This is a genomic window from Polaromonas glacialis (assembly GCF_000709345.1).
Taxonomy (GTDB): Bacteria; Pseudomonadota; Gammaproteobacteria; order Burkholderiales; family Burkholderiaceae_C; genus Polaromonas; species Polaromonas glacialis.
This window is the reverse complement of record NZ_KL448323.1, coordinates 555,173-569,949: the sequence shown is the minus strand read 5'-3', so window position 1 is coordinate 569,949 and position 14,777 is coordinate 555,173. Positions and strand designations below refer to the sequence as shown.

Below are 14,777 nucleotides of genomic sequence, written 5' to 3'. Positions count from 1 at the left end.
GTGTCCCGGTGGACTGAGCGCTCGACTGGCGGGCGCGTTCATAACCAACCGTTCCTGAATCCTGCCCGCCTCAGCCCGCTTACGATGGCAGGGCAAGCTCTCATCAACCGCCAAAGTAATCCTGACCGGTAGTTCTCGCACATCAGCACGACTGGGCCCAAATTGATGCCGAAGTGATAGGGCGATGTCCAGCCCACGTGGCCATCGCTTTCAGCCTCGTCCGAGAAGCTCAGGTTGAAACTGCACCTGAAGCAGTATTCGCCAGTGACCTGTGGATAGACGTCCTGAAAATGCTGCAGCGTCGGCAGCACGATCTCGGGCGCAAACGGCAACGACGCGGCCACGGCCCAGGGCGCGATGGTCCCGTCGTCGGGGCCGTACGGTGCGCCGCGGGCCACATAGTCGAAGAACGAGCGCTCTATGCCCTTGATGCGGCGCGTCGTCGAGCCTGGCCCATCGCTCGCGGTCAGACCCCAGAAGTTTTCACCGTAGCCCGCAAAGTCCAGCGGGTTGCGGATGGCGTACTCCCGCTGCACGTAGGTCGCGCGGCGGCTGTTCTCGCAGTAGTCGATGCCCTTGTCGCGCGCGAAGGCATCCTGGATGCCGCGCAGGTCCAGCCAGATGTGCGAATACTGGTGGATGAAGAGCGGTCCGCCATAGAGCAACTCGTGGCCGTAGATAGTCTTCCACTCGTAAGTTGAGGTCCAGGCTGTGTAGCTCTCGGCCGACAGCGGGTGCGTCGGCGAGCCCAGCCCCAGCACGTATAGCAAGGTGGCTTCATCGTAGCCGCTCCAGCGGTAGGGCAGGAAGCCACCTTCGGGTCTCCAGCCATGCGTTACGGTCGCTGCCCCGTTGCAAGCCCATGCCCAATCGACCCGGCAGTACAGCGCGTCGGCCAGCGTGCGCACTGCTTGTTCGTCTTCGTCCTCGTGGTCGAAGTACGCAGCGGCGGCCAACATGCCGGCAATGAGGAATGTGCTGTCGATGGTGGACAGCTCGCACAAGCCCGCGCGGTGACCCGTGCTCATGTTGAGAAAGTGGTAGTAGAAGCCTTTGTACCCGGTCGCGTCGGGCGCCGTTCCTTGTGGGCTGGCCCAGAAGAACCGCAGCACCGCCAGCGTGCGGGCCAGCGCATCCGCGCGCGTCATCCAGCCACGCTCGACCCCCACCGGATAAGCCGCCAGCGCAAAGCCCACGGCGGCGATGCTTGCGGGCGAGCCCGGCTGCGATTTGTCGGCGACGAGCCCGTTCGCAAGGTTGGTCTCGCGCGAAAAATACTCGAAGGCATGCCGCTGCAATGCGTCCAGCCGTGTTTCACCGAAGTTCAGCGAAATCGCATGTTGCTGCACAGGAGGGGGCACGAGTCTCAACCTTCCGGGGGCCTCGCAAGCCCTACAGCAGGCGCCCCGTCTGAAAAACTGGCTGCAGCCTTGGCCAGCTCGAAAATATCAACCCACTGTCGGTAGCGCCGGGCGATTTCAGCCACAGCAACCTCGCGAGTGATTTTCTTGTCGCGTACGGCGACCAGCGGCTCCCAGAAGGTGGTCCGCCCCACCGCGAAGCCGATGAAACCGGCTACGCCCGCTGCGGTGGCCAGCCAAGCGTGAACGTGCTGCTCGTTCTCACCGCGCCCGAGCACGATGCAGCCCACGTTCGCGCGCCCGTCGCGCCGCGCCATCAAGACGAGGCGCTCGCAGTCGCCTTGGTTGTCGAGGCCCTCGACTTTCCAGACATCGGCTTCGACCCCCGCATCCTGCAGCTCGCGCAGGGCGTGCAGCATCAGTGCGGGCCGGACCTTGCGGTCGTAGGCTTGGACGTCCCCGCCGAGTGCTTCAAGCTGTGTGGGCGTTGCGGGCACCAGCAGCTCGAACATGAATCTTGATGGGCCACCACCGAGGTATTCGGACAGTCTCCGAAGACGCGACGCCTGGCGGCGGTTCATGGCCGCATCGCCTTCGGGGTTGTAGCGCACCAGCACCTTGCAAAAGGTCGGCGCAAAGGCCCGGATGTGCCGCGCGAAGTCGTCGCCGAACTCGAAGTCAAATTCGTCCTGCCCGCTCTTCTCGGCGGGGACGCAGGTGATGATTCCGCTGCGTTTTGCATCGCGCAGGATCTCTTCGCCAAAGTGTGCATCAACCAGGATGCCGGCCTTGTCCTTGTCAACACCGCCTGCCACTGCGGCCGTGAAGCCGTCATAAATCACGCGCTTGGCAGCGTTGATTTGCGCGATCTGCTCAGGCTTGAGCGCGCCGCGCCAGCCGAACATGCCGCTCACGAAAGACGCGCGATGATCGAAAGGCAGGATGTACAACGGTTGGGTATAGCCTATGGGCATGATTTGGGCACCTATTCTGTAGCGGCTCGCTCAGAACACGAACCGCTTTTCAGGCCATTGGGTGGTATTGGGAGGTTTCTCAAGAAAGTGATCTTCGAGTTGCCTCCTCACCAACTGGATGCCGCTGGACTCGCGACCTTCAAATTCCGAGGCCTTGAATGCCGTTTCCATCTCCGCAGTGGAATGGTTGTGGGTCATTGAACGGACTCCTTCAATGAAGTTGGGCGTGGCTGCATCGCGAATGCGCAATCATAGTCTTGTGCACTCAAAGTACGTGTTCATGCGCGAAGCGTCTGTGCGGTGGAGCACCCTCGGGAAAGATGAATGTGGCGACGCCATGCGAGGAAAGTGATCACGTCATGCGGGCGGATTGATCGCCTGCACGGTTCAGCCATTCAGCCCTTGGCCGTTTGGCAATAAGCGGCAACGTATTGACTGACCCCGGCTGGGCCGCTACAGTAACACTTCGTCCCGGCACCGACATGCCCAAAGTGAAATTGCTCTCGATGGTCATTCATGTCTGGCGTGCGGCGTAGGTGACTGGCGCTAAGGACAAGCAGATGCAGCTCGGAATGATCGGTTTGGGTCGAATGGGCGCGAGCATGGTTCGGCGCCTGCTGGCGAAGGGTCACGGGTGTGTCGTGCACGACCGGCAGCCTGCGGTGGTGGCCAGCCTGCAGAGTGACGGCGCCGAAGGCGCAGCGTCGCTTGCCGAACTGGTCTCGAAAATGACTCGCCCGCGGGCGATCTGGCTGATGGTGCCGGCTGGCGCCGTGGACCAGGCACTCGCCGATTTGGTCACGCATCTGTACGCGGGCGACATCGTGATCGACGGCGGCAATTCGTATTACCGCGATGACATTCGACGCGCCAAGGATCTGGCAGCAGCGGGGCTTCACCATGTCGATGTCGGCACCAGTGGCGGCGTTGCCGGTCAGGCGCGTGGTTACTGCCTGATGATTGGCGGCGAAACCGATGTTGTGAAACGCCTGGAACCTGTGTTCATGGCGCTGGCGCCGGGTGTAGGCGCCGCACCGCGCACGCCCGGACGCAGCGGCGGTCACGCCAGTGTCGAGCAAGGTTTCCTGCACTGCGGACCGCACGGCGCTGGCCACTTCGTCAAGATGGTTCACAACGGCATCGAATACGGCGTGATGGCGGCCTATGCCGAGGGGCTTAACATCCTGCGAAACGCCAATGTCGGCAAAGGTACACAGACGGCCGATGCCGAAACCACGCCGCTGCGCGATCCCGAGTTCTACCAATATGAGATGAACCTGCCCGACATCACCGAGGTCTGGCGCCGCGGCAGCGTGATCGGCTCGTGGTTGCTAGATTTGACGGCCGGCGCATTGCTGCACGACCCCCAGCTTGGGGCCTACGGCGGACGTGTCTCCGATTCGGGGGAAGGCCGCTGGACGCTGCAGGCGGCGATCGACGAAGCGGTGCCCACGCATGTGCTCAGCGCCGCCTTGTACCAGCGTTTCGCTTCGTGTGGCGAAGCCGGCTTTGCCTACCAGGTGCTGTCGGCCATGCGCCACGAATTTGGTGGCCACGCCGAAAAAACCGTAGACGACTCGAAATGAGGCATCCGGTGTCACCCTGCCCGTGCTCGACTGCCGAGGGGCAGATATGAGCCAGAACACGACACCGGACGTGGTGTTCCTGCTGGACGTCGACAACACGCTGCTCGACAACGACCGAATCATCCTCGACCTTCGGCGCCACCTCGAGAGCACATTCGGCGTTGCCAGTTCGGGCCGCTACTGGGCCATCTTCGAAGAACTGCGCGAGGAACTGGGCTACGCAGATTACCTCGGTGCGCTACAGAGCTACCGGGCTAACGCCGAACACGGCGTGTCGGCCGATGAGCGGCTGCTGCTGATGGCGTCCTATCTTATCGACTACCCCTTCGCCGAGCGACTGTATCCGCGTGCGCTTGAGGTCATTGCCCACCTCGACCGGTTCGGCCCGACGGTGATCCTCTCCGACGGTGACGTCGTATTCCAGCCGCGCAAGGTTCAGCGTTCGGGCTTGTGGGATGCGGTCGGTGGCCGCGTGCTGATCTACGTTCACAAGGAGCAGATGCTTGAAGCGGTTCAGCGTCAACATCCGGCGCGCCATTACGTCATGGTCGACGACAAGGTGCGGCTGCTGGCGGCAGTGAAAGCGGTCCTGGGCAATCGCCTGACGACCGTGTTCCCGCGCCAGGGACATTACGCCCTCGACCCGGTCAACGCGAGCCTGTACCCGACGCCTGATGTCACGGTCGAGCACATCGGCGATCTGGTCGATGCGGATGCCGCCACGCTGCTGCGGCTACCCAACGCTTCGCATACCGGTCAGTAGCTTGCGTGCGCGTGCAGCTACGTTGTCGACGGTGAAGCCGTATTCGCGCAGCAGGATGTCGGCCGGAGCGGACGCGCCAAAGCGTTCAACGCCGAGCACATCGCCGCGGTCGCCGACATAGCGATGCCAGCCCTGAGTCATGCCCAGTTCCACCGCCAGCCGCGCCGGCACGGTTGGCGGCAATACGCCGTCGCGATAGCTCTGCGGCTGGACGTCGAACAGGTCCCAGCTCGGCATCGACACGCAGCGCACGGCAATGCCTTCGCTTTGCAATCGCTCGGCGGCGGCCAGGATCAGGGCGACCTCCGAGCCATTGGCGATGAGGATCAACACCGGCGGCTGGTCATTCGCATCGTTGAGCACATAGGCGCCACCGCGCAGCCCTTCGGCGCTGGCATAACGGCTGCGGTCCAGCGTGGGCACCTCCTGCCGGGTCAGCGCCAGCAACACCGGACGCTGTCGGCTTTCCACCGCCACCGTCCAGGCCACTGCGGTTTCATTGGCGTCGGCCGGGCGGATCACGGTGAGCCCCGGAATCGCACGCAGGCTGGCCAGCTGCTCCACCGGCTGGTGCGTGGGGCCGTCTTCGCCGACGGCCAGGCTGTCGTGGGTGAACACGTAAACGACATGCAGCTTCATCAGCGCCGCCAGCCGGATCGCCGGGCGCATGTAATCGCTGAAGATCAGGAAGGTGGCGCCAAACGGGATGAAACCGCCGTGCGCAGCCAGGCCGTTGACGATGGCGCCCATCGCGTGTTCGCGCACGCCGAAGTGCAGGTTGCGGCCAGCAGGGCTCCAGCCGCCGCTGTCGGCGCCCTGGGTGTCGTCGGTCTGGGTCACGGGAGGATTGAAATCGCCACCCCCTTTGAGAACGGTTTTGGTCGAAGGGTCCAGGTCGGCCGAGCCGCCGGTCAACGCGGGCAGCCGCTGGGCCATTGCATTCATCACCTTGGCCGACGCAGCTCGCGTGGCCATGCCCTTGGCATCAGCGGGAAATGTCGGGATGTCGGCGTCCCAGCCGGAGGGCAGTTCGCCGCGCAGACTGCACTGCAGTTCTGCTGCCAGGTCCGGAAACGCCAGCGCGTAGGCCTGCATGCGTTGGCTCCACGTTGCCTCGGCGTTCTGCCCGCGCGCGCGCGCCTGCCGCATGTGCGCGAGCGCCGGCTCGGGTATCAGGAATGGCGGCTCGGTGGGCCAGCTGAGGCGCTGCTTCGTCAGCCGAACCTCTTCAACGCCAAGCGGCGAACCGTGGGCTTCGAAACTGTCGTGCTTGTTCGGCGAGCCGTAGCCGATGTGCGTGCGCACCAGGATCAGCGACGGCCTTGAGGCCTGCGACCGCGCCGATTGCAGCGCTGCAGCGATCGCCTCGACATCGTTGCCATCCGCCACTGCCACGGTATGCCAGCCACAGGCTTCGAATCGAGCAGCCCGATCTTCCGTGAATGCCATGTCGGTGCCGGCAGAAAGCGTCACGCGGTTGTCGTCGTAAAGGCAGACCAGCTTGCCGAGCCTCAGATGCCCGGCCAGCGAAGTGGCTTCAGCCGCCACACCTTCCATCAGGTCGCCGTCACCGACGATCACATAGGTGTGGTGATCGATGACCGCGTGTCCCGGCCGGTTATAGCGTGCCGCGAGTTGCGCTTCGCCGATCGCCATGCCAACCGCGTTTGCGAAGCCCTGGCCCAGCGGCCCAGTGGTGACTTCGACACCTGGGGTGTGCCCGCGTTCCGGGTGGCCTGGCGCCTTGCTGCCCCATTGGCGAAAGGCCTTGATGTCGTCGAGTGAGAGGTCGTAGCCACTCAGATGCAGCAGACTGTAAAGCAGTGCCGATCCGTGACCGACGGAGAGCACGAAACGGTCTCGGTCCGCCCAGTCGGGGTTGCCAGGATTGCATTTGAGAAACTGCGTCCATAACGCATAGGCCATGGGCGCTGCGCCCAAGGGCATGCCGGGGTGGCCGCTGTTGGCCCTTTGCACGGCATCTACCGAGAGGAAACGCAGGGTGTCGATGCACTGCTGGTCGAGTGTGTTCGTCATGGGAGCTCCAATGTGTTCGTTCAGTTGGGCGGTTGCGTCAGCTGCCAGGTGCGCCAAGCGATCAGTTCTTCTTCCTGTGCCGGAGATACCCGGGTCATTGCTTTGTGAATGCCCAGCACTTCGAGTCCCTCGCAGATGAAAGCGCGCGTCGAAGCATCGTTCTCGCCGATACCACCCGTGAACACCAGGAGGTCCACGCCGCCCAGCACGACCGCCATCGCGGCAATCTGCTTGCGCACGGAAGCGCAGAATATCGCGATGGCCAGCCGCGCATCAGCGCCCGACGCGGAAGTCGACGCTGCGGCCGCATGCAGCTCGCGCATGTCGCCGCTGAGGCCGGAAATCCCGAGCAGGCCCGAGCGCTGATCGATCAGTGCTTCGAGCTGGGCCGCGTCATAGCCATGCTCGCGAACCACATACGCCAGCACGCCCGGGTCGATGTCGCCGCAGCGTGTGCTCATGATCACGCCGCCTGTCGGCGTCAGCCCCATGCTGGTGTCTACCGATGCCCCCTGAGCTACCGCAGTGACGCTGGCGCCGTGGCCCAGATGGGCAATCACCACGCGCGGCTGCAAATCACTGCCCAGTTGCCGCACGATCGATTCGCCCGACAGGCCGTGGAAACCGTAGCGTTCGATGCCCAGCGCGCGCAGCTCGCGCGGGAGGGGAAGCGTGCGGGCCACATCCGGCATGCCGGCATGGAACGCCGTGTCGAGACACGCCACCTGCGCGATGCCGGAGAAGCGCGCCTGCGCCGCTCTCACTAGCGCAAGTGCGGGCGGCACGTGCAGGGGCGCGAACGCGGTCGCCGCTTCCAGTTGCCGCATCACCGCAGCGTCGATCAAAGTATGGCGGCGGCACTGCGGTCCCCCATGAACGATGCGGTGACCAACCGCAATGGGCGCGGGCAAGCCCTGCGCTTCCATGCGCTGCGCAATACGGGCGACCGCTGCCTGCGGCTTCGCAAGCGTTTCTTCCGCTCCGGACAGCAGCACGCGGCTACCGCTCGCGCCCACCATGAAAAAGCCGAACTTGAGCGACGACGAGCCCGCGTTCAAGGCCAGCACGGGCCGACCCAGGTCATCGCTCATGCTGGCCAGCGCCAGTCACGCACTTCCGGCAAGTCCTCACCGTGTTCGCTGATGTAGGCCTTGTGCCGCGTGATGCTCGCCTCATATCGCCGGGTGGCGTCGTCCACAAGATGCGCCAATCGCGGGATGCGGCGTATGGCATCGAGCGCCAGCTGATAGCGGTCGATGTTGTTCAGCACCACCATGTCGAACGCCGTGGTCGTCGTGCCTTCTTCCTTGTAGCCGCGCACATGCAGGTTGTCGTGGTTGTGGCGGCGGTAGGTGAGGCGGTGGATCAGCCCGGGGTAACCGTGGAAGGCGAACACGATGGGCCGGTCCAGCGTGAACATGGCATCGAACGCGTCATCGTCCAGGCCGTGCGGATGCTCGGATTGCGGCTGCAATGCCATCAGATCGACCACATTCACGACACGGATGCGGATGTCCGGCACATACCCGCGCAGCAGCGCGACGGCAGCCAGCGTTTCGAGCGTCGGCACGTCGCCGGCGCAGGCCATCACCACATCGGGCCCACCTTGGGCATCACCGGAATCGTTGCTGGCCCACGGCCAGATGCCGGCGCCTACTGCGCAGTGGTGTGCGGCCGACTCGATATCGAGCCACTGCAACGCCGGTGCCTTGCCGGCGATGATCAGGTTCACGTAATTGCGGCTGCGCAGGCAGTGGTCGGCAATCGAGAGCAGGCAGTTCGCGTCGGGTGCCAGATAGATGCGCACCACGTCGGCTTTCTTGTTCGCCACCACATCGATGAAGCCCGGGTCCTGGTGCGAAAAGCCGTTGTGGTCCTGCTGCCAGACATGCGAGGTAAGCAGGTAGTTGAGCGACGCGATGGGCAAGCGCCACGGAATCTGCCGGCACACCTCCAGCCACTTGGCATGCTGGTTGAACATCGAGTCGATGATGTGGACGAACGCCTCGTAGCACGAGAACAGGCCGTGACGCCCGGTCAGCAGATAGCCTTCGAGCCAGCCCTCGCACAGGTGTTCGCTCAGCACCTCCATCACCCGGCCGTCGGCTGAAAGATTGAGGTCGACCGCGTCGATCTCGGCCATCCACGCCTTGCCGGCGACTTCCACCACCGCACCGAGCCGGTTGGATGCAGTTTCGTCAGGCCCGAAGAGGCGGAAGTTGGCGCTGCCGGTGTTCCTGCGCATCACCTCGGCGAGGAAGGTTCCGAGCACGCGCGTGGACTCACCCATCGTGCCGCCTGGCACCGAAACCGGCACCGCGAAGTCGCGGAAGTCCGGCATGACCAGCGGTGCGAGCAATGCACCGCCGTTGGCATGCGGATTGGCGCCCATGCGCCTGTTGCCGGTGGGTGCGAGTGCTGCGAATTCTTCCCGGAAGCGGCCATTGGCGTCGAACAGTTCCTGCGGCGCATAGCTGCGCATCCAGTCTTCGAGCTGGCGGATATGCTCGGCGTTGGTGAATTGCGTGATCGGCACCTGGTGCGCCCGCCACGTCCCTTCCACCGGCAGGCCATTGACCTCCTTGGGGCCGGTCCAACCCTTGGGCGTCTGCAACACGATCATCGGCCAGCGCGGAAGTGACGCCGGCATGGGCGCATGCGTCGCACGCGCGGCAGCCTGAATGGTGTGGATCTGCGCAAGGACGGCGTCTAGCGTCTGCGCCAGTTGCTGGTGCACCGTCATCGGATCGTCGCCGACCACGAAGTGCGGCTCGTGGCCGTAGCCTCGCAGCAAGGCCGTCAGATCCTCCCGGCCGATGCGCGCCAGCACGGTGGGGTTGGCGATTTTGAAGCCGTTGAGGTGCAGGATCGGCAGCACCGCGCCATCGCGCGCCGGGTTCAAGAACTTGTTCGAATGCCAGCTTGTCGCCAGCGCGCCGGTTTCAGCTTCACCGTCACCGACGATGCAAGCCACGATCAGATCGGGGTTGTCGAATGCCGCGCCATACGCATGCGCCAGCGAGTAGCCCAGCTCGCCGCCTTCGTGGATCGAGCCCGGCGTTTCCGGCGCCACGTGGCTTGGAATGCCTCCCGGCCACGAGAACTGGCGAAACAGCTTGCGCATGCCGTCGCGGTCGCGCGAGATGTCGGGATAGGTTTCGGTGTAAGTGCCTTCCAGGTACGTACTCGCCACCAGCCCGGGTCCACCGTGGCCGGGGCCGATGACATTGATCATGTCCAGATCGTGCTCCCTGATCAGGCGGTTCAGGTGCACGTACAGCAAGTTCAGGCCAGGTGTGGTGCCCCAATGTCCGAGCAGGCGCGGCTTGATGTGTGCCAGGGTCAGCGGCTCTTCGAGCAGCGGGTTGGCGTGCAGGTAGATCTGCCCCACCGAGAGGTAGTTGGCAGCGCGCCACCAGGCGTGCATCTTGCGCAGGAAGTCGGGGGTCAGGGTCTTCATGATGATTCCTTGGGTTCAATTGCGGCGTCCACGATGCGTTGTGCCTCTGCGAGCAGGCGGCGCAGGTGGGCGTCGCCCTGGAAGCTTTCCGCGTAAATCTTGTAGATGTCTTCGGTGCCCGAAGGCCGCGCGGCGAACCAGCCGCTTTTTGCGCTGACCTTGATGCCACCGATCGCCGCGTGGTTGCCGGGCGCCTGGTCGATCACGCTGGTGATGGGCTCGCCTGCCAGTTCAGTCTGCACGATCTGCTTGGGCGTCAGTCTTCCCAGGGCCTGCTTCTGCGCCGTGTTTGCCGGGGCATCGATGCGATCCGCAAAGAATTCTCCGAACTCAGTGCACAGCTCGCTGTACCGGGCGCCCGGGTCGCGCCCGGATCGGGCGGTTATCTCGGCCGACAGCAGCGCCGCCGCGATGCCGTCCTTGTCTGTGGTCCACACCCTACCGTCGCGGCGCAGGAAGGATGCGCCCGCGCTCTCTTCACCGCCCAAGCCCAGGCTGCCATCAAACAGGCCTGCTGCGAACCACTTGAAGCCGACCGGTGCTTCGAACAAGGTGCGGCCCAGGCGAGAAGCCACACGATCAATCATTGTGCTGCTGACCACTGTCTTGCCGACTGCCGCCGTAGCGCTCCACTGCGGCCGGTGCTGAAACAGGTAGTCGATGGCGACGCTGAGGTAGTGGTTCGGCGCGAGCAGACCGCTGCTGGGCGTGACGATGCCGTGGCGGTCGTGATCGGTATCGCAGGCGAAGGCGATGTCGTAATGGTCCTTCAGTCCGATCAAGCTTTGCATCGCGTAGCGGGACGACGGGTCCATGCGAATCTTGCCGTCCCAGTCTGCCGTCATGAATGCAAATTGCGGATCGACTTCTGTGTTGACCACCGTCAGGTCAAGCTGGTAGCGCTCGGCAATCTGCGCCCAGTAGTGCACGCCGGCGCCACCGAGCGGGTCAACGCCCAGGCGCAGGCCGGCGCTGCGGATCACATCGAAGTCAATCACGTTGCCGAGGTCGGCGACATACGCGCCCAAGAAGTCGTGTTCATGTGTCGTGGCGGCTTTTCGCGCCTGGGCCAGCGCCATGCGCTTGACCTCCTTGAGGCCGCCTTCGAGCAAGGCGTTGGCGCGCTCTTGCACCCAGCCGGTGATGTCGGCATCGGCCGGGCCCCCGTGGGGCGGGTTGTACTTGAAGCCGCCGCTGTCGGGCGGGTTGTGCGACGGCGTGATGACGATGCCGTCGGCCAGCCCGCTGCTTCGGCCCCGGTTGTAGACTAGGATCGCATGCGAGACCGCCGGCGTGGGCGTGAACTCGCCGCCACGCGCGACCATGGTCTGCACGCCGTGGGCGGCCAGCACTTCCAGCGTGTTATCGAACGCTGGCTTTGAGAGTGCATGCGTGTCCACACCGATGAACAGCGGGCCATCGATGCCGTTGTCCTTGCGGTGCTCGCACAGGGCCTGCGTGATCGCTAGGACATGCCCCGCATTGAAGCTGCCGTCGAATGAGGTGCCGCGATGACCCGAGGTGCCGAATGCCACGCGCTGCGACGGCACGGCGGGGTCGGGCTGCAGATCGGCGTACGCGGCCAGCAGGCCTTGTATGTCGACGAGCTTCGCTGCCGGAAGTGGCTTGCCGGCGAGTGGGCTGATGATCTGGCTCATGTGCCGATGGCCGGCGCAGCGGGAGCCGGCTTGAGCGCACCCGATTTTTCGGCGATTCGCTGCATGAGTTGCTGCCACGACTTGACGAAAGACTGCGCCCCGTCTTGCTGGAGTTTGGCGGCCAGTGTCGGGACATCCACACCTGCCCCGGTGATCTGCGCCAATACCGCTTCGGCGTCACCCCCGTCGGCTGGCATCACGCCCTGCAGTCGGCCGTGGTCGGCGAATGCATGCAAGGTCTTCTCAGGAAGGGTGTTGATGGTGTCGGGTGCGGCCAGCGCGCTGACGTACAAGGTATCGGGTGCTGCAGGGTCCTTGGTGCCAGTGCTGGCCCACAGCAAGCGCTGAGGCTTTGCACCGGCGGCGGCGAGTTTCTGCCAGCGCGTCGAAGCCAGCAGGTCGCGGTAGGCCCGGTAGGTTTGCCGGGCCACCGCGATGCCGAGCTTGTGCTGCAACTCGGTGGGCAGTTGCGCGTTGCCGGCCACGTCCCAGCGGCTGATGAACAGCGAGGCGACCGAGCCCACGCGCAGATCGAGTCCCGCCGCGAGGCGCCGTTCGATGCCGCGCAGATAGGCTTCGGCAGCGGCCTGGTAGTGGGCGCAGGAAAACAGCAGCGTCACATTGATGGGGATGCCGAGAAAGATCGCTTGCTCGATCGCTGGCAGCCCTTGCGGCGTGCCAGGAATCTTCACGAACAGGTTGGCGCGCTGGGCCTGGTCGTGGATCTGGCGGGCTGCTGCGATGGAGCCTGCGGTGTCAGCGGCCAGCAGCGGCGATACCTCCATCGAGACCCAGCCATCGGCCTGATCGGTGGCGTCGAACACCGGCCGGAACAGGTCGGCCGCGCGTCGCAGGTCTTCCAGCGCCAGCTCTGTGAACAGCGCCTCACCGGCCAGCCCGGCCAGCGTCTTGGCGTGGATGGCCGCGTCGTAGGCTTCGCCGCCGCCGATGGCGGCATCGAAGATGCTGGGGTTGGAGGTCAGGCCGGTGATCGAATCCTCGGCGATGTAGCGCGCCAGCGTCCCATCGTCGAGCAGGGTGCGGGTGATGTTGTCCAGCCACAGGCTTTGGCCGAGATCGTGCAATTGGCGGGTCGGTTTCATGGGGTCTCCGTTCTGGCCTGGGATGGGCCTGTTGATGATGCCGAGCCATAAGGTTCGTCGACGTTCAATTGCAGCCACAGCTCCAGCAGCGCCAGATGCCATAGCTTGCTGCCCTGGATGCGGGTGAACCAGGCCTCGGGTGCCGCCAGCAGCTTGTCGACATAGGCTCGCTGGTACAGGCCGCGCAGGAGACAGGCGTCTGAATTGAGGATGCCATGCATGAAGGCCAGGAACTCGCCGCTCACGTGTTTCAGCACCGGCACCGGGAAATAGCCTTTCGGCCGGTCGATCACAGCATCCGAAATCAAACCTCGGGAGATCGCCTTGAGCGGGAACTTGCCGCCCTGCCTGAGCTTGAGCTCCGGGGGCATGCGCGCTGCCAGTTCCACCAGTTCGTGGTCCAGGAATGGCACACGCGCTTCCAGGCCCCAGGCCATCGCCATGTTGTCCACGCGCTTGACGGGGTCGTCCACCACCAGCGTGGTGGCGTCGAAGCGCAGTACCTGATCGATGAAGGTGTCGGCCTGCGGCTGTGCCAAGGCTTTCGCCACCAGCGCGGCCGTCACGTCGGGCAGGTGATAAGCGGGAGTGACCATCTCAAGGTACTCGTCGTGGTCCCGATCAAAGTAGTGGGCGCTGAAGCGCGCCAAAGCCGAGCCCTTGGCGGCATCCATTCGGGGGTACCAGAAGTAGCCACCAAAGACTTCGTCGGCACCCTGGCCTGAAAGCACCACCTTCACCTGCTTAGAAACACGCTCGCCCAGCAGGTAAAAGGCGATCACGTCCTGGCTCACCATGGGTTCGGACATCTGCAATACCGCTTCGGGCAGGCGGCGCAGCACTTCGTCATAGGGAATGAGGTACTTGTGGTGGCGCGTTCCGAATTGTTCTGCCACCTGGTCGGAGAACTCGAATTCATCAGCCTTTTCGCCCCCTTCGCCCAGCGTCTCGAAACCCATCGAGAAGGTCTGCAGGTCGTCCACGTGGTCAGCCAGCAGGCCGACGAGCAGGCTGGAGTCCAGTCCACCGGAGAGCAGTACACCCACGGGTACATCGGCGGCGAGGCGGTGGCGTTCCACTGCCCGCACCAGCACCTCACGGGTGGCAGCCAGCCATTGCGCCTCGGACAGGGCTTGCGCCGGGCGCGTAGCATCGAGCTTCCAGTAGATGGCCTCTTCAATGTGGCCGGAGCCATTGATCGTCATCGTGGTAGCGGGGCCGAGCTTCCTGACACCCTTGAGGATGGTGCGCGGTGCGGGCACCACTGCATGCAGGGTGAAATGGTGGTGTAGCGCCACCGGGTCGATGCCCGTGTCCACACCGCCCGCTGCCAGCAGGGCCTGCAAGCTGGAGGCGAAGCGCAACCGCGATCCGTCCAGCGTGTAGTACAGCGGTTTGATGCCGAAGCGGTCGCGCGCCATGAACAGGCGCGCATCGCGCTGGTCCCATACTGCAAAGGCAAACATGCCGAAGAAGCGCTGCACGCATTGCGCACCCCAGGCGTGATAGGCCTTCAGGATGACTTCGCTGTCGCTCTCGGAGAAGAACCGGTAGCCCATCGCGATGAGCTCGGCGCGCAGTTCCTTGTAGTTGTAGATCGTGCCGTTGAAGACCAGCACCAGCTTCAATTCCTCGTCGATCATGGGCTGGTCGCCGTCAGCGCTGAGGTCAATGACCGCCAGGCGGCGGTGGCCCAAGGCCAGCGCGCCGTCGCTGAAGATTCCGGCGTGATCCGGGCCGCGCCGGGCGATCCTGTCAGACATGCGTTCGATCGCCGACATGTCGACCGTCGAACCGTCAAAGCGCAATTCACCGCAGATGCCGCACATGGGGAC

The 14,777-nt window shown here is 64.3% G+C and carries 11 protein-coding genes; 2 read left to right on the top strand and 9 right to left on the bottom strand.

What is annotated here, in order from left to right; genetic code table 11:
• Positions 1-38 precede the first annotated feature (38 nt).
• The 3 genes from EC86_RS0103025 to EC86_RS28495 are packed head-to-tail and all read right to left on the bottom strand — an operon-like array spanning position 39 to position 2,533.
• Positions 39-1,361, bottom strand: a complete 1,323-nt coding sequence (locus EC86_RS0103025) for a glucoamylase family protein (protein ID WP_332258596.1) — start codon at positions 1,359-1,361, stop codon at positions 39-41.
• A gap of 5 nt (positions 1,362-1,366) precedes the next feature.
• Positions 1,367-2,311: a 2-deoxy-5-keto-D-gluconate 6-phosphate aldolase domain-containing protein gene (locus EC86_RS0103020; RefSeq protein WP_232229767.1), complete on the bottom strand. Its 945-nt coding sequence runs from the start codon at positions 2,309-2,311 to the stop codon at positions 1,367-1,369.
• A 54-nt stretch (positions 2,312-2,365) separates the two neighbouring features.
• Entirely contained in the window at positions 2,366-2,533 is a 168-nt protein-coding gene (locus EC86_RS28495; RefSeq protein WP_156955202.1) for a hypothetical protein, read from the bottom strand.
• Between the two features lie 362 nt (positions 2,534-2,895).
• Between EC86_RS28495 and gnd the strand changes: the two genes are divergently transcribed.
• Positions 2,896-3,921, top strand: a complete 1,026-nt coding sequence (gene gnd, locus EC86_RS0103010; protein WP_029524221.1) for a phosphogluconate dehydrogenase (NAD(+)-dependent, decarboxylating) — start codon at positions 2,896-2,898, stop codon at positions 3,919-3,921.
• A 46-nt stretch (positions 3,922-3,967) separates the two neighbouring features.
• Positions 3,968-4,684 carry an HAD family hydrolase gene (locus EC86_RS0103005; RefSeq protein WP_029524220.1) on the top strand — a complete coding sequence of 239 codons (717 nt, stop codon included), beginning with the start codon at positions 3,968-3,970 and terminating at the stop codon, positions 4,682-4,684.
• Here EC86_RS0103005 and tkt read toward each other — a convergent pair.
• Genes tkt through EC86_RS0102975 form a run of 6 tightly spaced genes read right to left on the bottom strand, consistent with a single transcriptional unit; the run spans position 4,655 to position 14,771 of the window.
• Positions 4,655-6,721 carry a transketolase gene (tkt, locus tag EC86_RS0103000; RefSeq protein WP_029524219.1) on the bottom strand — a complete coding sequence of 689 codons (2,067 nt, stop codon included), beginning with the start codon at positions 6,719-6,721 and terminating at the stop codon, positions 4,655-4,657. The genes EC86_RS0103005 and tkt overlap by 30 nt on opposite strands.
• Positions 6,722-6,741: 20 nt before the next feature.
• Complete coding sequence (locus EC86_RS0102995; protein ID WP_029524218.1) at positions 6,742-7,812, bottom strand: acetate/propionate family kinase; 1,071 nt, start codon at positions 7,810-7,812, stop codon at positions 6,742-6,744.
• The gene (locus tag EC86_RS0102990; protein ID WP_029524217.1) at positions 7,809-10,181 is read right to left on the bottom strand and encodes a phosphoketolase family protein; all 2,373 of its coding nucleotides are present in this window, start codon (positions 10,179-10,181) and stop codon (positions 7,809-7,811) included. Before EC86_RS0102990 ends, EC86_RS0102995 begins: the two co-directional genes overlap by 4 nt.
• Positions 10,178-11,839 carry a phosphoglucomutase (alpha-D-glucose-1,6-bisphosphate-dependent) gene (pgm, locus tag EC86_RS0102985; protein WP_029524216.1) on the bottom strand — a complete coding sequence of 554 codons (1,662 nt, stop codon included), beginning with the start codon at positions 11,837-11,839 and terminating at the stop codon, positions 10,178-10,180. The genes EC86_RS0102990 and pgm overlap by 4 nt, the downstream gene beginning before the upstream one ends.
• The gene (gene tal, locus EC86_RS0102980) at positions 11,836-12,942 is read right to left on the bottom strand and encodes a transaldolase (protein ID WP_029524215.1); all 1,107 of its coding nucleotides are present in this window, start codon (positions 12,940-12,942) and stop codon (positions 11,836-11,838) included. Before tal ends, pgm begins: the two co-directional genes overlap by 4 nt.
• Positions 12,939-14,771, bottom strand: coding sequence for an N-acetylglutaminylglutamine amidotransferase (locus EC86_RS0102975; RefSeq protein WP_029524214.1), 1,833 nt, complete (start codon positions 14,769-14,771; stop codon positions 12,939-12,941). The genes tal and EC86_RS0102975 overlap by 4 nt, the downstream gene beginning before the upstream one ends.
• Positions 14,772-14,777: the final 6 nt, after the last annotated feature.